Below are 19440 nucleotides of genomic sequence, written 5' to 3'. Positions count from 1 at the left end.
TCAGATCACCTCCGGTGCCAGCGACACGATTTTCATGAACTTCTTCTCACGCAGCTCGCGGCCGACCGGGCCGAAGATGCGGGTACCGCGAGGATCGTTCTCACCACGGAGAATGACGGCGGCGTTCTCGTCGAAACGGATGTAGCTTCCGTCCGGACGGCGGCGCTCCTTGGCGGTGCGCACGATGACCGCCTTGACGACCTCGCCCTTCTTGATGTTGCCACCGGGGATGGCGTCTTTGACAGTGGCAACGATGGTGTCACCAATGCCGGCGTAGCGCCGCGACGAGCCGCCCAGCACGCGGATGCACAAGATTTCCTTGGCACCGGTGTTGTCGGCGACCCGCAGGCGAGACTCCTGCTGAATCATTCGATTCTCTCCTTGACCTGGATGTCGTCGATACCCCTGATCCGCTGTCGGCGAATCGGACGTATCTGTGCGGCGGATTTCCGACCCGACGCACACGGCCTGTTGCCACCGGACACACGCCTGCCTGGGCTTTTCCGCATCACACGGTTCGTCCCAGTGGGTTCATGAGCCGATTCGCGGCGCTCACGCACCGCAGGCAACCCGTCAAGTGTAGGGGAAACCGCAGGTCGGCACCAAATCTGTCCGCCAGATCGCCCATCCGGGCGTCGGGCGGGGCCCGGATCCGGCGCCGAGCCGGTCAGGGGCGCCGAGTCACCAGTCCTCGAGACGGGTGATGCCGTCCTGGAGCGCGCGGGCGAGCAGATGGGTCTTGGTCGGGGCGGAGCGTCCGATGGCGGCATATTTGGCCCGGATGCGGGCGAGGTGCGTGCTCACCGTCGAGGCCGCGATGAAGAGGTGCTCGGCCGCCTCCTCCTTCGAGTCCGCCGCCAGCCAGGCAAGCAGCACCTCGGTCTCGCGCGGCGAGAGCACCGGCCGGCGCACCGGCTCGGCGAGGGCCGCGGCGCTCGGCCCAGCCGGCCCGATCGCGGGGCGGACCGGGGCGATCGGGGCGATCGGATGGAACCCGTTGCGCGGCAACGCCTGTCGATAGTCATCGATGCGGGAGATCGACGCACGTGCGAGGCGGGGACCGGCCATCGGCGCGCCAGGAGTCGGCAGGCCAGGAGTCGGCAGGCCGGTGGTCGGCAGGGGGGTGTCCGGGAAATCGGAACGCGCGGTGGTCACCGTTGGTCCTCATCTACTGTCATGTACCACGGCGCCCGCACGATTCGTGCTTGCCGTTCGCACTGCTTGATCGGTCTTTCACAGTGAATGTTAAGCCTTTACTCAGCAAAGCAGTAGTCCCAGGAAAGGGGACGCCACTTGCATCCGCAAACGCCTCCGGCGACGTAGGCTCACAGGACAAAGTAGAACGTGTTCTAGTAGTGTGCGGCTCAGGAGGATCACCGATGACCAGCCCATCCCGACACGATGTACTCGGCACCAGCGTGACCATGCCGGTCGAGATCCGTCGCGCCCGATGCTTCGTGGCCGGGTTCACCGCCGACGCGGCGGCCATGCAGACCGCCATGGACACCGCGGGTGCCGCCGGCCGGCGGCTCACCCCATTGCGGATCCGTCGTGGTCGCGGCATGTGCATGCTGGTGTTCATCGACTACATCGACGGTGACCTCGGTCCATACAACGAGTTCGGCGTGTGTTTTCTCGTCGCACCGGACTCCGGTGGCGACGCAGGCGAGCGAGCCGCGGGCGCCCGCTCCCCGCTGCGCTCACTGTTCGCCGGCGACGCCCGCGCGCTGATCCATCGGCTCCCGGTCGACGGGGAGTTCACGCTCGCCGCCGGCCGCGGCATCTGGGGTTTCCCCAAGATCCTCGCCGATTTCGATGTCGACCACGACTCCCCGACGCGGCACGGGAGCGTGAGTGCCGACGGCAGGTTGATCGCCGACCTCACCGTCAAACGTGGCCTGCCGATGCCGTCGTCCTCGGTGGAGACCACGATGCAGGCCTACTCTCAGCTCGATGGCGTGCTGCGGATGACGCCGTGGCGCCTGCGGTCGATCACCGGCACCCGCACCCGGATCGGTGGCGCGCACCTGCGACTCGGTGATCACGAGATCGCCGACGAACTGCGGTCGCTGCGACTGTCGCGCCACGCCCTCATGACCACCTCGATCCGCAGCCTGGCGATGACCTTCGACGACGCCGAGCCCGTCTGATCGACCCCACGTCTGATCGACCGCTTCGCTGATCGACCGGCGCGCACTCGCCTAGACTTCGCGGAAGCGTCGTCCATCCTCACGTCAGGCGGTATCGCGATGAGCAATCTGGAAGTCCGGCCCGCCGAGGTCGAATGCCGGACGGTCGCCGAGGACTCGGCCGCCCCTGACGGTGCATTGGCGGTCCAGGTACTGACCTCGCGCGACGTACCGCTCGGCGGGCCCCGCGCGATGACCGTCCACCGCACCCTCCCCCAGCGCGACCGATCACTGATCGGTGCGTGGTGCTTCGTCGACCATTACGGGCCCGACGACGTCTCGGTCACCGGCGGAATGGACGTGCCACCACACCCGCACACCGGATTACAAACGGCCAGTTGGCTGTTCACCGGCGAGATCGAGCATCGCGACACCATGGGCACCCATGCACTGGTACGTCCGGGCGAGCTGAATCTGATGACCGCCGGGCACGGCATCGCGCACACCGAGGTGTCCACCCCCGACACCACGGTGCTGCACGGGGTGCAACTGTGGATCGCGCTGCCCGCCGACGCCGTCGACGCCCCAAGGGATTTCGCGCACCACGTGGCACCGGTGGTCTCCGCGGGCGAGGCGAGCGTCCGGGTATTCCTCGGCGAGCTGCTCGGCGCCACCTCGCCGGTGCACACCTTCACCCCGCTGCTCGGTGCGGAGCTGCATCTGCCGGCGGGTGCCGAGGTCACCCTCGACGTGCGTCCAGACTTCGAGCACGGCTTCCTCGTCGATACCGGCCGACTCGAGATCGCCGACTCCACCGCGCGCATCCTCGAACGCACCGAACTCGGCTACGTCGGACTGGGCGCGCAGACGATCACGTTGCGCAATCGTGGCGACGAGGGGGCACGGATTCTCGTGCTCGGCGGGGCACCGCTGGACGAGGACATCGTCATGTGGTGGAACTTCATCGGCCGCACCCACGAGGACATCGTCGCCTTCCGTGAACAGTGGATGGCCCACAGCGAACGATTCGGGCAGGTGCAGGGATACCTCGGCGATACCCAGCACCTGCCCGCGCCCACCCTCCCGGGAACCCGGCTACGTGCCCGGGAGAACATTCCCGGGCACGCTCGCGAGTCCTAGCAGATTCAGCCGACGCCGCCGAGCAGCCGCGCGAAATTCGCGATGCCCGCCGACTCGGCGTCGGATATGGCGTTCCGACCGGGACCGGCCGGCTCGGCCCGCGGCGTCGCCCGCCGTTGGGCGCCGACGTCGAGGAGTGCCGCGAGTTCACGTGCGGCACGGCCGATCCGGTCGCCCAGGCTTGCCGTGTCACCGGAGCCGCCAGCCCAATCCTCTGCGGCCGCATACACTCCCGTCGGTACGGCCACCGTGCGCAGATAGCCGAACAACGGCCGCAGGGCGTGATCGAGGACCAGCGAATGTCGCGGACTGCCACCGGTTGCGGCGATCAGCACCGGCTTGCCGGTCATCGCGTCGACGTCGACGAGATCGAAGAAGGACTTGAACAATCCCGAGTAGGACGCGTTGAAGACCGGGGTCGCCACGATCAGGGCGTCGGCGTCCCCCACGGTGTCGACGGCCGCGCGGGCCGCACCGGAGGCGAAGCCCGCGGCCATGGACCGCCCGAGGTCGACCGCGAGGTCGCGCAGATCGATCGTCGTCGTCGCCACCCGGTCCGCGCCGAGCGCGGCGGTAACCGCGGCGCTCAGCCGGTCGGTGAGCATCCGGGTCGACGAGGGCTCACCGAGCCCGGCGTTGACCGCCACGAGCCGGATCATGCCTGCACCTCCTGCGTCTGCTCCGATGAATCATTCTCGCGCGCACCGCTTCCGGCGTTGCGGGCGGCCACCAGCGCGGCGTGCGTCGGCGCATCGGGTACGTCGGCCGGTCGGCCCTGCGCGAAGCCCTTGCGCAACTCCGGCAGCACCGCGCCGAGCTCGTCGAGTTGCTCGAGCACCGTCTTGAGTGGCAGACCCGCGTGGTCGACGAGGAACAGCTGGCGCTGATAGTCGCCGAAGGTCTCGCGGAACGACAGGGTGCGGTCGACGAACTGTGCCGGACTGCCCACGGTCAGTGGCGTCTCGCGGCTGAACTCCTCCAGCGACGGACCGTGTCCGTAGACGGGTGCGTTGTCGAAGTAGGGCCGGAACTCCTCGACGGCGTCCTGGGAGTTCTTGCGGATGAAGAACTGTCCACCCAGACCGACGATGGCCTGATGGGCCTTGCCGTGTCCGTAGTGCTCATAGCGCTCGCGGTAGAAGTTGATCAGCTGCCGGGAATGCTCTGCGGGCCAGAAGATGTGGTTGGCGAAGAAGCCGTCGCCGTAGTAGGCGGCCTGCTCGGCGATCTCCGGGCTGCGGATCGAGCCGTGCCACACGAACGGCGCGACGTCGTCGAGCGGACGCGGCGTCGAGGTGAACGACGTGAGCGGGGTACGGAACCGTCCTTCCCAGTCGACGACGTCCTCGGTCCACAGCCGGTGCAGCAGATGGTAGTTCTCGATCGCCAGCGCAATGCCCTGCCGGATGTCCTGGCCGAACCAGGGGTAGACCGGGCCGGTGTTGCCGCGTCCGAGCATGAGGTCGACCCGGCCGTCGGCCAGGTGGGCCAGCATCGCGAAGTCCTCGGCGATCTTCACCGGATCGTTGGTGGTGATCAGCGTGGTCGCCGTGGACAGCTGCAACCGGGCGGTCTGTGCGGCGATGTAGGCCAGGGTGGTCGTCGGCGAGGACGAGAAGAACGGCGGATTGTGGTGCTCACCGAGGGCGAACACGTCGAGACCGATGTCCTCGGCCTTCTTGGCGATCTCGACGACGGCCTTGATGCGCTCGTGTTCGGTCGGCGCGACTCCGGTCGTGGGATCCACCGTGATGTCGCTGACGCTGAAGAGTCCGAATTGCATGGCACGCCTCCTGTGGGTGGAAGAACTGTCATCGGAGGTAACCGGACCATGGTCCGGTTGATTCCCGCCCGAGTCTTGCGGCCGATAGGGCTGTTGACCTGCGTCAGTTAGTGTGGGCTTACCAATCCTCGATGGGAGACAAGATGATGAAGCTTCGGAAGTCCGTGGCCGCGGCCGCCCTGGCCGGTGCTGCCGTCCTCACCGCCGCCGCGTGCTCGAACGACGACAACTCCTCCGCCACGACCGCGAGCACCACGACTGCGGCCACCACGACTGCGGCCGGCACCGAGTCGAGTGCCGCCGACACCTCGGGCAGCGCCGCGCCCGCACCGGCCGATCTCAACGCCGCCGCGGCCCAGGCCATCCTCGACAAGGCGCTGAACCCCGATACCTCCAGCGCCGATCTCGACAGCGTCGTCGACACCGGAAACCCGCTCACCAAACCGGCCATCCAGGCATTTGCCAAGGGGTCCACGCACATGGGCTACACCTACAAGGTCACCAAGGTCGCAGCCGACGGCAACGACGCGGCGCTGGTCACCTTCGACGTCGGTGGCCCCCACTCGGCCGCCGGGCTCCAGATGAAGTTCGTCAAGGTCGACGGCAACTGGAAGCTCAGTGGCGACGCGGTCACATTCCTGCAGTCGTTTTCCGGCGGCCACTGACCTCACTGCTTCTCCCGTCGGCGCCGCAACCAGACACCGCACAACCAGACACCGCGCAGCTTCGGGCCCACCCGTCGCACCCGGTCGCCTACCATGGCGGCATCAGCACCGGAGCTCGTTGGGCCGGACACAGACACCAGGGAGGCATCGTGGCGACGGATCAGCGAACTCATCCGATCGCACCGAACGCGACCGACCGGCATCTGCGCTGGCCGCTCGTCAACGATCTCGAGGACGACCCGATCGAGGTCCGGCCGATGGCGGCGCCCGAAATGGCCGGCGAGAATCGGCGCGGGTTACGGCTCACCGGACTGGCTCGACGTGGCCCGGGCCGAAGGTCCGCTGCCCGCGGTCGGCGACATGTGGGGACGCGAAGTTCTCGATGCGCCATTGGTCGCCGGCCCCGTGATCGCCCGGCCCCACACCGCCGGGCCGGTGAGTTATCCGCGCACCCGGACGACTCCGGCCGCGACGGCGTCGATGGTGTGTGGCCTCGCGGCGGTGCCGCTGACGGTGGCACTCGGGCTCGGTGGACTGCTCGGCGTCGTGGCCGTCGTCCTGGGCTTGGTCAGCATCCGCACGATCCGCCGGGAGCCGGGATGCCGCGGTACCGGCCAGGCATTGACCGGGGTGGTGCTGGGAACCGGAAGCGCCGTGATCGGACTACCCATCCTGGCGGGCGGCTGATGGTGGGCGCGCTGTTCTGACGTTCCCCGATTCCCCTTGTGTTGTAGACCCCTTGTGCCGTAGATCCTTGTGCCGTAGATCCTTGTGCCGTAGATCGGGGTCACCCGGCGACACCGATCTACGGCACCGGATCGTCTACGGCACCGGATAGTCGGGCGTCGGATCAGCCGGCAACCTGCAGATGATTCGCCGACGGCGGCAGGTGCCGGGCGAGCCAGGTGACGATCTGGTCGAGATTGCGTCCTTGCTCATCGGGATCGGTGATGTCGGCGAGCGCCGGGATCGAGTGCAGTATCGCGGCGTAGAACGCCGCCTCGTGAGACATACCGTGACGTCGCAGCACCGGCTCGTATGAATCGATGGCCGCACCGAGTGCACCGTAGGTCACCATCCGGCCGCCGAAACGAACCGCGGGGAGCGACGGCGTCGTCTCCGCGCGGCTACAGATGTCCGCCAGCAACTCGTTCATGTAGTACTCCCCGCTCCGGCTGGTCGCAGTCGTCGTCATCCCTTGATCAACCTCCCCGTCAATCCAAGGACCGTTGCGTTACTCAGCATCGCCCCACAGGCGACGAAGCGAGTAGCACACAGCAGACTTTGTGACGTATCACATAACGGGTCGGCGTCTACTCGAGACGTTAGCCGAGGGAACGGGCGAAGGGATCGATGTTGTTGAGGCTGATGTGAAAGCGGAATACGGCTGTGACACGAGTGCAGCTGAGCCGTCCCGCCCGACGAGAGCCTCAGCCGTTCTTTCTGGCCGCCTCGTCGGCCTCCATCGCGTCGATCAGGCTCTGCGGGCGCAGATCGGTCCAGTTCTTCTCGACATACTCCAGGCACGCGGCGCGGCTGTCCTCGCCGAACACCGTGGTCCATCCGTCCGGGATGTCGGCGAACGTCGGCCAGAGGGAGTGCTGGTTCTCGTGGTTGACCAGGACGAAGAATCGTCCGTTCTCGTCATCGAAGGGGTTCGTCATTGTCGCTTCCTTTCCTCACCATCGTCTTCGAGGTGTTCGTTGTCGGTGCGTGCACGCTTGCTTCGGGCGCGGCATCGTCGTGCGTGTTCTCCGACAGCCGCGCTGCGAGGACCGGCCCGATGACTGCGAGAGCATCCGCATTCGCCATGCCGAGGTGATCGGCGTCGACGTCTACGTTGAGAACGCGTCCGCCGACGTGTGGTTCCCACGACCGCGCGACCGCGGATGGGTCTTCCTTGTCGCGAGTCGCCGTGAACAACAGCAGCGAGCCGTCGAACGGGTCCGGACGGAAACGCTCGACCAGTTGCTCACCGCCGGCGAAGCTGTCCATCACCCATTGCACCTGCTCATCGCGCAGCAGCCCCATCGACGCGATCCGGTCCCGCACGATCGCGGCGACCTCATCGGCAGAACTCGCCGCGACATCTTCCCCGAGATCGAACAGGGCGCGCCAGCCCCCCAGGAAGTCGCCGACGAATTCGCCGCCGGGACGAACCCGCTCCGTCGACGCCACACCGTCGGCCGGTTCGGCGGGAACCGGTGCCGAGTCCATCACACCGAGGAACGCCACCTGCTCACCAGCCGCTCGCAGTTGCGTGGCCATCGCGTAGGCGACGTACCCGCCGAGCGACCAGCCGAGGAGGTGATACGGACCCTGGGGCTGCACGCGCCGGATCTCGGCGAGGTACCTTCCCGCCAGCTGCTCCACCGACGACGCGAACGGCTCACCCGACACCGCGTGCGGATCCTGCAGTCCGTACACCGGGCGATCGTCCAGGTAGGGCACAAACCCTGCATAGAACCACGCGAGTCCACCGGCGGGATGTACGCAGAACAGGGGCGCCTGCGATCCCCGTGCGAGTTCGATGAGGACCTCGTCCGCAGCTGCCGCCGTGCTCTCGATACGCGCCGCGATACCGCGCGGCGTCGGATCGTTGAACAACCATCCGAGTTCGAGGTGATCGCCATGCCTGTTACGCAAGAGACCGAGTGCGCGCGTCGCCGACAACGAGTCACCACCGAGGTCGAAGAAGCTGTCGGTGGCACCGACGTCCTCGACGCCGAGGAGCTCGCCGAAGACCTCCGCCACCGACGCCTCGACCGGCCCGCACGGCTCCACATGAAGGCCGGCCGACACCTGTGGTTCGGGAAGTGCGCGCTTGTCGAGCTTGCCGACAGCAGTCAGGGGAAACTCATCGAGCACGGTGATGCCCGCGGGCACCATGTGCGCGGGAAGCCGCTGCGAGAGGAAGTGCCGCAAGGTCGCCGCATCGGGTCCCTCTGCCCTCGGGGAATCGAGCACCGGGGAATCGAGCACCGGGGAATCGAGCACCGGGGAATCGAGCACCGGGGAATCGAGCACGACATAGCCGGCGAGCGCGGTCGCCACCGCACCTCCGACACCGATGACGACCGCGGACCCGACCGCAGGATGGCTCGCGAGGGCCGCTTCGATCTCGCCGAGCTCGATCCGCAAACCCCGCAGTTTGACCTGATCGTCGCTGCGGCCCGAGTACTCGAGGGCGAGCTCGCCGGTCTCGTCTCGCTGCCAGCGGACGACGTCGCCGGTTCGGTACATCCGTTCCCCCGGTGCACCGTTGGGGTGCGCGACGAACCGCTCCGAGGTCAGCCCCGGTCGATCGAGGTAGCCACGAGAGAGCGGTGGTCCGGTGATGTAGAGCTCGCCGGAGACCCCCTCGGGCACGGGATGCAGACGGGCGTCGAGAACCGCGAGTCCCGCGCCGACGATGGGACCACCGAGCAGCACCCGAGCGCCGGGAGACATCGGCCGCGAGAACGTCACGCTGATCGTCGTCTCGGTCGGGCCGTAGATGTTGTGGAGACTGACGTGCTCTGACCAGCCGTCGATGATCGACGACGGGACGGCTTCGCCTCCGACCGCCACGCCGGTCAGATCCGGCAGCGTTGCCGGGTCGAGAGTCGACAGCACGGTCGGCGTGAGAAACGTGTGTGTCACCCCTCGGATCCGCATGAAATCCTCGAGCGCCTCGCCGCCGACCGCGTCGGCGGGCCGGTAGGCGATCTCGGCGCCGAGCGTCGCGGCGAGGAGATATTCCAGCACCGAGGCGTCGAAGCTCGGTGACGCGAAGCCGAGTACCACCGGCCGATCGGCCGGGGGGAAGCACGACGACTCCACCGCGGCGTAGTTCGCGAGGCCGGAGTGGGTGACGCTCACGCCCTTCGGCCTGCCGGTCGATCCCGAGGTGTAGATGACGTAGGACACGTTCTCCGGCCGCACCGGAGCCAACAGCTCACCCGCCGCGACGGCCACGTCCGGATGCGAGGAGATCTCGCGGGACACGAACGGGTCGTCGAGGTCGATCCATGCGAGTCCCGGACGCGACGGGAGCGAACGCGAACGCGTCAAGCCGAGCACCGCACCCGAGTCCTCGATCATCGTCGCGACTCGTTCGGCCGGATAGTCCGGATCGATCGGCACATATCCGGCACCGGTCTTGGCGACCGCCCAGATCGCGGTGAGCAGGTCGGCCGAACGCCCGATCGCCAGACCGACCAGCGATTCGGCGCCGATCCCACGCGAGATCAGCCAGCGCGCAAGCCGATTGGAGTCGGCGTCGAGTCGGGCGTAGGTCAACCTCGCGCCGGCGGCGTCGCTGACGGCCGTGCGCGGTCCATATGCCGCTGCAGCCTCGGCGAAGAGGTCGGCGAGTAGCCGCGGCCGGGACCCGGCGCCACCGTCGACCGGCATGAGCAGAGCCGACTCCGCGGGGGACACCATCGTGATGTCTGCGGTGAGCCGCGTCGGGTCGGCCGCCATCTGGTGCAAGATCTCGACCAGTGCTCGGCCGAACACCTCCACCTGGTGATCGTCGAACGCCGCAGGCAGATACTTCAGCGTGAGCGAGATCCTTCCTCCCGGCAGCGGAGCGGTCGCCATGTTGAGCGGATAGTGGGTGGCGTCGGTGCCGTCGAAGTCGAGGATCTGCAGGCCGCCGGTTCGTGCGGAATCGGCCCCCGCCAGCGAGTCGCCGTCCACCGGGTACGACTCGTGCACCGTGAGCGTGTCGAACTGCAGCGGGCCGTCGGCCAGCGCCATCAGTTCCGTCAGTCCGATGTGCTGGTGATCGAGCACGGCCACCTTGGCCTGCTGTAGATGCCCGAGCACGTCCGCGACGGGCGCACCCGGGTCGACGTCGACGACCGCGGGCACGGTGTTGATGAACAATCCGACCATCGACGCCACGCCCTCGAGGTCGGCCGGGCGGCCAGAGGTGGTCTCACCGAATGCGACGACCCGATTCCCGGTCAGCCGGGACAGGAGCACGGCCCAGGCGAGTTGCAGCACCGTCGCCACGGTCGCCCCCTGGGTTCTGGCGAGTCGCTCGATCCCGGTGACGGTCTCCTCGTCGAGGACCGTGCCGCGATCGCGGGGGAGTATCTCGCCGGCACCGGACACACCGGGCGCCACGAGGGTCGGAGCGTCGAGCGGCGCGAGGACCTCGCGCCATGCGGCTCGAGCTGCCTCCGGGTCGGCGGCGGCGACGCGGCGCGCATGGTCACCGAAGTCGCCGCCCCCGGGTTGTGTCCCCGTGTACGTCGACCCGGTCGCGTACTGCGCGAGCAGGTCGGCGAGTACGAGCGGACCCGACCACCCGTCGATCAGGATGTGGTGGTTGGTGACGATCAAGTGCGCGCTCTCGCCGTGTCGCACGAGCATGAAGCGCATGAGCGGAGCGGACTCGAGGTCGAATCCGCGGCGTCGCTCGATGTCGGCGTGCTCCTGCACCATGTCATCGACAGTCGACGTCGCCGGCACCTCGACGACCTCCCATGGCACCGAGACCGTCGCCGGGACGACCGTGACCACAGCGCCGCTTGCGCAGCGCACGAACGCCGAACGCAGCGCGCTGTGGTGTTCGAAGAGCGCCTCGGTCGCGCGGCGAAGTCTGTCGACGTCGATCGTCCCGCCCAGGTGCAGAATCGCCTGTACGACGTAGACGTCCACCGCATCGTCGCCCGCGAGCTGCGATTGGACGTGGAGGCCCTTCTGCAGGGGCGTCATCGGCCAGATGTCGGCCGAACCGAATCGGTGCGCGAGCTCGTCGAGGTCGTCCTGGGTGACGCCGGTACCGGGCACGTCCGAGGGCGACGGTCCCGGGCCGCCCGAACGCCCGGCCGCCACGGTGACGGCGGCGAGTTCGGCCGTCCACCGTGCACCGAGCTCCTCGATGTCGGAACGGAAGAATGCGCCGCTCGGGAACACGAGATCCGCCGACAGTTCGCGGCCACCGTCGGTCGCCGCGATCCCGACGTTGACCGAGAGGGTGTTCATCGCGACCATCCGTCCCGACACCGACGCCGGTAGCGCGGGTGCCGCCGGGTCGGCGGTGAACGGCACGACTGCCGCATCGTCGTCGCCGCCGCGGACCCCTGCCCCCAGATAGTTGAACGCGATGCCCGGTAGCGCGGTCTGCGCCGGCGGTGAGCCGGGATCGAGCCTCAGAAGCCCGAATCCCAGACCGTGCCCGGGTCGACCAAGGCGCTCCTCCTTGGCGGCCTTCACGGCGTGCACGATGTCGGCTCCCGGATCGAGCGCCACCGGCGCGATCGACGTGAACCATCCGACCGTGCGGGAGAGGTCGGCCGTGCTCGGCGCCGAACCGTGCGCGAGCACGTCCTCGTAGCGCCCGTGGCCCTCGACCAGCACCGATACCGCGGCGTCGTCGACGATTCCCCGCGCACGCTGCCACGATCTGATCGCGCGGGCCAACGCACCGAGCAGGGCGTCGTTGACATGTCCGCCGAACCGCTCGGGGACGCTGGTGAGCAACGCCTCCGTCTCCGCGGGCCCGACGCGGACAGTCACCGTGGACAGGGTGGCGAACCGGTCCCGGTCGCGGTCGACGGTGACGCCGAGATCGGTGGGCTCGCGGTCGACGCGCCGGCGCCAGTAGTCCACTTCCGTTGCGTGATCCGGCGTGTGTTCGGCCAGCGCCCGGTGCCACGCTCGTGCCGAGGTGACCTCGGGACGCAGCGTCGACTCGTTGCCCGCGTTCCACGCGGCCCATGCGGTGATGACGTCCTCGATGAGGATCGGCCACGAGACCGCGTCCACGCCGAGGTGATGAATCGCGAGCACCACCCGGGCGCCGTCCGACGCCGCCACGTGAGCGGCCGACACCAACACCCCGTCGGCCGGAGACAGCTCGTGCAGCGCCCGCGCGTGCGCCCTGCGCACGGCCACAAGGAATTCCGGGCTGTCGAGAGCTGAGTCGACGCGTTCGTCGACGACGCTCGGTGAGGCATCGGACCCCGCTGTCGCAACCCACTCGTCATCGACGTAGGCAAGCGTCGACGACAGCATCGGGTGCGCGGCGACCACCGTGGTGAGGAGTCCTCGCAGCGTCTCGGTGTCGAGGCCCTCCGGCGCGACCAGTGTCATCGACTGGGAGAAGTCGGCGAAATCGTCTGGCCCGTCCGACAACTCGATCATCCACGCGGCCACCGGCGAGATCGGCACCGGTCCCCTCGGCCCATCCGACGGCTCCGCCAGCATCGGGAGTTGCCGCGCGTCCGCGGCCGATGCCGCTGCCAGGGCGCGCACCGACTTGTGCTCGAAGATGTCGCGCGGCGAGATCGGGATACCGGCCGCCCGCGCGGCCGACGAGAGCGTGATGGCGAGGATCGAGTCGCCGCCGAGCGCGAAGAAGGAGTCGGTCATCGCGACGCTCTCGACGCCGAGGACACCACAAACGAGACCGGCCAGGGCCTCCTCTGCGGGTGACATCGGCACGGTGTCGCCACCGGCACTGTCGAACACGGGCTGCGGCAAGGCTTTCCGGTCCAACTTGCCGTTCGCGGTCAGCGGCAGCCGGTCGGTGACGGTGATGATGGCGGGCACCATGTACGCCGGCACCGCGCGCGCAACGACGCCGCGGACGACATCGGCGTCGACCGTATCCATCTGATCACCGACCACATATCCGACGAGCTGCTCACCACGTCCGGGTATGTCGATGACCATCGCCGCGGCGGCATTGATGCCCGGGGACGCAGCAAGAGCGGTCTCGACCTCGCCGTATTCGATGCGGAAGCCGCGCAACTGCACCTGCGCATCACCGCGCCCGACATACTCGATGTCGTCGCCGACGCGACGCGCGAGATCGCCGGTGCGGTACATGCGCACACCGCCCGGATCGAACGGGTCGGCAACGAACCGCGTGGCGCTCAGATCTGGCCGTCCGCGGTAGCCTCGCGCCAATTGTCCTCCGGTGACATAGATTTCGCCGACGACGCCGGGCGGCACCGGACGCAGACGCGTGTCGAGGACGTGAATTCCCAACGACCTCAACGGCCGCCCGATCAGCGAGCTGTCGCCGCCGCGGACCGACACCGGGTCCATGGGCCGGATACTCACGTGCACCGTCGTTTCGGTGATGCCGTACATGTTGACCAGTTGCGCTGTGTCCGCGGGGTTCTCGGTGAACCACCGGTCGACCTGATCGAACGCAAGCGCCTCCCCGCCGAACACGATGTAGCGCAACCGGAGACGGGGTGCGACGCGCCGGCGAGCGTCGATGAGCTGGTAGAAGGCCGACGGCGTCTGGTTCAGCACCGTCACCTCCTCGCGAGCGAGGAGTTCGACGAACGCGTCCGGGTCGCGAGCGACATCCCGATCGACGATGACCAGACGCGCACCCGTCGCGAACGGACCCCACAATTCCCAGACCGAGAAGTCGAATGCATACGAGTGGAACATGGTCCAGACGTCGGTGGCGACGAAATCGAAGTCCGCAGCGGTGGTGTCGATCAGGGTCAGCACGTCGCGGTGGGTGATCTCCACGCCCTTGGGCATACCCGTGGATCCGGAGGTGTAGATGACGTACGCGCCGGAGTCGGGTCGGATGCTCGGCGCCGGTGCGGACAGACCTGCCCCCTGCGCCACCAGATCGTCGACGTCGACCGCCGCCACGGTATCCGGCAGCGCGGCGAAGAGCTCGTGATCGACCGTCGCCGCATCGGTGATGATCAGGTCGACCGCGGCGTCGTCGACGATGTAGGCCAGTCGTCGCACCGGGTTCGTCGTGTCGAGCGGCAGGTAGCCGGCACCTGCCTTCAGCACACCCAGGATGGCGACTGCCAGGTCGACGGTGCGCGCGGTGGCAACGCCGACGAGGTCTCCCGACGCGACACCCCCTTCGGCGAGCGCGGCGGCCACTGCGGTCGATCTGGCGTCGAGTTCCCGGTAGACGAGCGACCGGCCACCGGCGCCGACCGCGGTCCGGTCCCCATGTGCGCGCACCGATCTGGCGAACACCTCGACCAGAGTCAGGTCGGTGCGCGGGGTCTCGGTCACCGGGGCGGGCAGCGCCGCGAGTGTCGCGGCCTCGGAGTCGGTGAGCAGCACGGCGTCGCCGACCATCAGGTCGGGATCGGCGGTGCAGGCGTCGAGCAGCCGGACGAGACGATCAGCGATGGCGTCGACGGTCGGCGCGTCGAAAAGGTCTGTGGCATAGACGATCTGGGCCGTCCAGGGCTCGCCGTCGGGACCGGCGGCGATACCGAACGTGAGATCGACCTTTGCCGGTGTGTGCTCCGGCGCAATGGCCGAGATCTGCGCTCCGGCAACGTTTATGCCGCTCACACTGTTTATGGTGTTCACGTTGGCCGCGATCTCGGGTGGCACCGTCTGGTGGAACGTGAGCAGTACCTGGGTGAGCGGGGCGAAGGCTTCCGAACGTACCGGGTCGAGGCGATCGATCACGGCCTCGAACGGCACGTCGGCGTGCGCGAACGCATCGACGTCGGTGGTCCGCACCGCGGCGAGCAGATCGGCGAACGACACATTCGGGTCCACTTCGCTGCGCAGCACGAGTGTGTTGACGAACATGCCGACCAGCGCATCGAGATCACGTTGCCCGCGACCGGCAATTGGGGTTCCCACTGTCACATCGGTCGAGGCGGCCAGCCGGGAGAGGAGAGCAGCGAGAGCCGCATGGATGACCATGAACGGCGTCACCCCGTACTCGCGTGCCACTGCCGTCACCCGGCTCGCGATCGACGCGCGTATCTCGAACCCGACCTGCGCGCCCTGCTCGGAGGCGACGAGCGGTCGCCGACGGTCCATCGGCAGTTCGAGTACATCCGGCACACCCGCCAACGCGCGCTCCCAGTAGGACAACTGGCGGGCGACCACCGACGCGGGGTCGTCGGGGTGACCGAGTACGTCGTGCTGCCAGATTGCCACATCTGCGAACTGCACCGGCAGCGGCGCGAATCGTGGCGCCGAGCCGGCGGCCCGCGCCGCATAGGCCGTCATCATGTCGCCGACCAAGGGACCCATCGACTCGCCGTCGGCCACGATGTGGTTGGCCACCAAGGCAAACACGTACTCGCCGGGGCCGACCTGCCAGAGGCGGCACCGCAGGGGCCGCTCGACGCTGACGTCGAAGCCGTCGGTCACGGCGGATTCGAGTTCCGCCGCGGAATCGACGACCGCCCAGTCGAGTCGAACCGACACGCTGTCGACGTCGCCGATGCTCTGCACCGGAACACCCTCCACTGCGGGGAACACCGTCCGCAGGACCTCGTGACGCACAACCACATCGACGACGGCTGCCCGCAGCGCCGCCACGTCGACGTCGCCGCCGAGTCTGAGCAGCACCGGCACGTTGTAGGTGCTCACCGTCGGATCGAACTGGTTGATCACCCACATCCTCGCCTGCGCGAACGACAGCGGGATGTGGGCAGGTCGCGGTGCGACGGGCACGACCGGGGGGAGACCGGGCTCACGCTGCACCGCAAGTGCCGCGAGGCCCCGTACCGTCGGCTGCTCGAACAGGTCGCGAACGGTGATGTCGGCGTCGAACACCTCGGACACGCGCGCAGCGACCCGGGTGGCCGAGAGCGAGTTGCCGCCGAGATCGAAGTAGCTCTCCGTGACGCCGACCCGGTCGGTACCGAGCACCTCGGCGTATACCGCGGCAACGCGTTCCTCGGCTTCGGTCGCCGGCGGAACACTGCGATGCTGCTGCTCTTCCTCGACGGGCTCGGGCAGGGCACTCGTGTCGAGCTTGCCGCCGGGGGTGTGCGGCAGCGCATCGAGCACGGTCAGACTCGAGGGCACCATGTGGGACGGGAGCCGCTCGGCGACGCGGTCACGGATTCCGGCGACATCGATGTCGGCGGGTGCCACCACGTAGCCGGCCAGCGCGGTGGCGGCCGCCCCACCGACACCGATCACCACCGCAGCGTCGACGTCGGGATGTGCGGTGAGTGCCGCCTCGATCTCACCGAGTTCGATTCGCAGTCCGCGCAACTTGACCTGCGTATCGATGCGGCCGACGTACTCCAACTCGCCGTCCCCGGTGACCCGGACGACGTCACCCGTCGCGTACATGCGCGCGCCCGGGGCCGAGCCGAACGGGTCCGCGACGAACGCCTTCGCGGTGAGTCCCGCACGTCCGAGGTAACCGCGCGCGAGCGAGTCGTCGGCACTGAGATACAGCGCGCCCGTCACGCCCGGAGGCACCGGATGGAGTCGGGAATCGAGAACATATGCGGCGAAACCGCGGATCGGGTGCCCGATGGTCACCGGGAGCCCGCGCCGCACCACCGCCGCCGTCGCCCACACCGTGGTCTCCGACGGGCCGTAGAGGTTGAGCGTCCGGAGGTCGGGGTGGGCCGACGCCCATTTGTCCATCAGTTCGGCCGGGCACGCCTCACCCGCTGATGCGAGGTTTCTCAATGTCGCGCCGAAGCGGGGATCGACGGTTGCGAGGACCGTCGGCGTGATGACCGCCTCGGTGACACCCCCGCGTTCGAGGACGCCGCCGAGGGCGTCGGCGGCGTATTCGTCGGCCCCCGCGATGACCAGGGTGTGTCCGAGGCCGATGCCCCACAGCATTTCGAGAACCGACGCGTCGAAACTCGGCGACGCGACGTGCAACACCCGGACGTCATCTGCCGTCGCCGTGGTGCCGGAGATCTCCGCGAGCGCGTCGATGAGATTCGCGATGCCGCGCTGGGTGACCCCGACGGCTTTGGGCCACCCGGTGGAGCCGGAGGTGTAGATGAGATACGCGAGGTCGTCGAGCCTGACCGGCGCGCGCCGCTCGTCGCTCGTGATGGGGCCGTCGGCGACTCCCGGCCCTATCAGGGACGCGATGTCGAGCCACGTGCACGGCCACTCACCGAAGCCGTCGATGGTGTCGCGATCGCCGATTCCCAGGGTCGCACCGCAGTCGGCGAGCATGAAGGCGATCCGATCTGCCGGATACGACGGCGCGATCGGCACATAGGCCGCCCCCGTTCGGAACACCCCGAACGCGGCGACAACCGAGGTGATCGATCGATGCATACCGACCGCGATCACCTCGCCCGGCCCTACGCCCCGGGCGATCAACCGCCGGGCGACGCGGTTGGTCGCCTTCTCGAACTCGGCGTAGTCGATCTCCTCGTCACCACAGATCAGCGCCGGTCTCCTCGGGCTGATCAGGCGGTCGGCGAGGATGTCGACGAGAACACGCGGTGTCGAGACACCGCCGTCGGGCGCGACACCGTCGGTGCCCAGCGACTGACGGCTACGCACCGCGAGTGATGCCACCACCTCGTCGCCGGTGGCGAGGTCGATGTCGCCCACGGCGACGTTCGGGTCGACGACCATCGCTTCCAGTATCGTCAACCACCGGTCGGCGAGAGCACGGACCGTCGATTCGTCGAACAATGCACTGGCATAGATGAATTCAGCCGCCATGGGTTCGTCACCGCGACGGCCCGCCACGCCGATGGTGAGGTCGAACTTGGCTGCGGGCGCAGCGATGTCCAGCGGTTCGGCGATCAGTCCCGCCGCATCGATCCGGGTCCGCGGATCGACGTCACCCGAGACGTGGGTGAAGGCGATCTGCACGAGCGGCTCGAATGCGGTGGAGCGCGCAGGCGACAACTCGTCGATCAGGTCTTCGAAGTTCACGTCCGCGTGTGCGAAGGCATCGAGATCGGTGCTACGAACGGCGCCGACGAAGTCGGCGACGGTGTGCGCCGGCTCGACCCGGGTGCGCAGGACCAGGGTGTTGACGAACATGCCGACGAGATCGGTCAGCGCGGAATCGGTGCGGCCCGTGATCGGGGTTCCGATCACCACGTCACCGGTGGTGGCCTCGCGGGACACCATGATCGCCAGCGCCGCATGCAAGACCATGAACTCGGTGATCTCATGATCTCGGGCGAACGCCTCGATGCCCGTGGCCAACGTGTCGTCGACCGGCACGGTGACCACGCCGGCGGCGGTGTCACGAACCGACGGCCGTGGACGGTCCATCGGCAGGTCGGTGACCACCGGTAGCGCTGCGAGTTGCGTTCGCCAGTAGTCCATCTGGGCACCGATCGGGCTCGACGGATCATGCACGCTGCCGAGCGCCGCCTGTTGCCAGAGTGCGTAGTCGGCGTATTGCACCGGCAGCGGGGCCGGCGCCGCGACTGTCGGGTCGGCGCGGTGAAGGTAGGCGGAGAGAAGATCGCCGACGAGGACCGGAACAGACCCGCCGTCGAAGGCGATGTGATGAACGGTGAGGGCGAGTTCGTACTCGTCGTCCCCGACCGGCAGCACACGGCCCCGGATCGGTAGTTGCCGCGTGACGTCGAAGCCCGTTGTCGCCGAGGTGATCAGATCCTCGTGTCCTCGCGCGGTGCTCCAGTCCACCATCTCGCGCGCCTGCGCCGCGGCGACGATCCGCTGCACGGGGCCGTCACCGTCTGCCGGATAGATCGTGCGCAATACCTCGTGGCGCTCCACGACGTCACCGACGGCAGCAGCCAGGGTGTCGACGTCGAGGGTTCCCTTGAGACGCAACACGATCGGCACGTTGTACGACGCCGACGTCGGATCGAATCGGTTGATGAACCACATCCGGGACTGAGCCGGGGACAATGGCACCACCGCGGGTCGCGCCACCGCGGTCACACGTGGCAGCACCTGTTCGCGACCCTCGATGGCCGCTGCGAGTTCTTCGACGGTGGGTGCATCGAACACATCCCGCACCGACACCGACACCCCGAACACATCAGCCACCCGAGCC

The 19440-nt window shown here is 68.2% G+C and carries 11 protein-coding genes; 4 read left to right on the top strand and 7 right to left on the bottom strand.

Going from position 1 to position 19440, the window contains the following annotated elements:
• The gene (gene rplN, locus ACLQ3C_RS07760) at positions 1 to 369 is read right to left on the bottom strand and encodes a 50S ribosomal protein L14 (protein ID WP_425704474.1); all 369 of its coding nucleotides are present in this window, start codon (positions 367 to 369) and stop codon (positions 1 to 3) included.
• Positions 370 to 681: 312 nt separating this feature from the next.
• Positions 682 to 1068 (bottom strand): response regulator transcription factor, encoded by a 387-nt coding sequence (locus ACLQ3C_RS07755; RefSeq protein WP_425704648.1) that lies wholly within the window; start codon positions 1066 to 1068, stop codon positions 682 to 684.
• 311 nt (positions 1069 to 1379) lie between these two features.
• On the opposite strand from ACLQ3C_RS07755, the gene ACLQ3C_RS07750 reads away from it, so the two are divergent.
• Complete coding sequence (locus ACLQ3C_RS07750; protein WP_425704473.1) at positions 1380 to 2150, top strand: acetoacetate decarboxylase family protein; 771 nt, start codon at positions 1380 to 1382, stop codon at positions 2148 to 2150.
• 99 nt (positions 2151 to 2249) lie between these two features.
• Entirely contained in the window at positions 2250 to 3269 is a 1020-nt protein-coding gene (locus ACLQ3C_RS07745) for a pirin family protein (protein ID WP_425704472.1), read from the top strand.
• Positions 3270 to 3274: 5 nt separating this feature from the next.
• On the opposite strand, the gene ACLQ3C_RS07740 is transcribed toward ACLQ3C_RS07745, so the two are convergent.
• Positions 3275 to 3928 carry a CE1759 family FMN reductase gene (locus tag ACLQ3C_RS07740; RefSeq protein ID WP_425704471.1) on the bottom strand — a complete coding sequence of 218 codons (654 nt, stop codon included), beginning with the start codon at positions 3926 to 3928 and terminating at the stop codon, positions 3275 to 3277.
• Positions 3925 to 5052 carry an LLM class flavin-dependent oxidoreductase gene (locus ACLQ3C_RS07735; RefSeq protein WP_425704470.1) on the bottom strand — a complete coding sequence of 376 codons (1128 nt, stop codon included), beginning with the start codon at positions 5050 to 5052 and terminating at the stop codon, positions 3925 to 3927. The genes ACLQ3C_RS07740 and ACLQ3C_RS07735 overlap by 4 nt, the downstream gene beginning before the upstream one ends.
• 131 nt (positions 5053 to 5183) lie before the next feature.
• Here ACLQ3C_RS07735 and ACLQ3C_RS07730 point away from each other — a divergent pair, with 131 nt between their 5' ends.
• Together ACLQ3C_RS07730 and ACLQ3C_RS07725 are read left to right on the top strand one after the other, a co-directional pair.
• Positions 5184 to 5717 carry a hypothetical protein gene (locus ACLQ3C_RS07730; protein ID WP_425704469.1) on the top strand — a complete coding sequence of 178 codons (534 nt, stop codon included), beginning with the start codon at positions 5184 to 5186 and terminating at the stop codon, positions 5715 to 5717.
• A 321-nt stretch (positions 5718 to 6038) separates the two neighbouring features.
• Entirely contained in the window at positions 6039 to 6404 is a 366-nt protein-coding gene (locus ACLQ3C_RS07725; RefSeq protein WP_425704468.1) for a DUF4190 domain-containing protein, read from the top strand.
• Between the two features lie 163 nt (positions 6405 to 6567).
• On the opposite strand, the gene ACLQ3C_RS07720 is transcribed toward ACLQ3C_RS07725, so the two are convergent.
• The 3 genes from ACLQ3C_RS07720 to ACLQ3C_RS07710 form a co-directional block, all read right to left on the bottom strand.
• The gene (locus ACLQ3C_RS07720; protein WP_425704467.1) at positions 6568 to 6912 is read right to left on the bottom strand and encodes a hypothetical protein; all 345 of its coding nucleotides are present in this window, start codon (positions 6910 to 6912) and stop codon (positions 6568 to 6570) included.
• Between the two features lie 235 nt (positions 6913 to 7147).
• The gene (locus ACLQ3C_RS07715) at positions 7148 to 7381 is read right to left on the bottom strand and encodes an MbtH family protein (protein ID WP_425704466.1); all 234 of its coding nucleotides are present in this window, start codon (positions 7379 to 7381) and stop codon (positions 7148 to 7150) included.
• Positions 7362 to 19415, bottom strand: a complete 12054-nt coding sequence (locus tag ACLQ3C_RS07710) for an amino acid adenylation domain-containing protein (protein ID WP_425704465.1) — start codon at positions 19413 to 19415, stop codon at positions 7362 to 7364. The genes ACLQ3C_RS07715 and ACLQ3C_RS07710 overlap by 20 nt, the downstream gene beginning before the upstream one ends.
• Between the last annotated feature and the right edge of the window lie 25 nt (positions 19416 to 19440).

The organism is Gordonia sp. DT30, from assembly GCF_049844915.1.
GTDB lineage: Bacteria > Actinomycetota > Actinomycetes > Mycobacteriales > Mycobacteriaceae > Gordonia.
The sequence above is the reverse complement of the archived record's forward strand: the minus strand, read 5'-3'. Positions and strand labels throughout refer to the sequence as shown.

What these genes read in the sequence shown, in the direction of transcription:
- ACLQ3C_RS07740 (WP_425704471.1), bottom strand. Translation starts at nt 3,928, where the DNA reads ATGATCCGGCTCGTGGCGGTCAACGCCGGGCTCGGTGAGCCCTCGTCG.
- ACLQ3C_RS07750 (WP_425704473.1), top strand. Translation starts at nt 1,380, where the DNA reads ATGACCAGCCCATCCCGACACGATGTACTCGGCACCAGCGTGACCATG.
- ACLQ3C_RS07745 (WP_425704472.1), top strand. Translation starts at nt 2,250, where the DNA reads ATGAGCAATCTGGAAGTCCGGCCCGCCGAGGTCGAATGCCGGACGGTC.
- ACLQ3C_RS07735 (WP_425704470.1), bottom strand. Translation starts at nt 5,052, where the DNA reads ATGCAATTCGGACTCTTCAGCGTCAGCGACATCACGGTGGATCCCACG.
- ACLQ3C_RS07720 (WP_425704467.1), bottom strand. Translation starts at nt 6,912, where the DNA reads ATGACGACGACTGCGACCAGCCGGAGCGGGGAGTACTACATGAACGAG.
- ACLQ3C_RS07755 (WP_425704648.1), bottom strand. Translation starts at nt 1,068, where the DNA reads ATGGCCGGTCCCCGCCTCGCACGTGCGTCGATCTCCCGCATCGATGAC.
- ACLQ3C_RS07730 (WP_425704469.1), top strand. Translation starts at nt 5,184, where the DNA reads ATGGGAGACAAGATGATGAAGCTTCGGAAGTCCGTGGCCGCGGCCGCC.
- ACLQ3C_RS07715 (WP_425704466.1), bottom strand. Translation starts at nt 7,381, where the DNA reads ATGACGAACCCCTTCGATGACGAGAACGGACGATTCTTCGTCCTGGTC.
- rplN (WP_425704474.1), bottom strand. Translation starts at nt 369, where the DNA reads ATGATTCAGCAGGAGTCTCGCCTGCGGGTCGCCGACAACACCGGTGCC.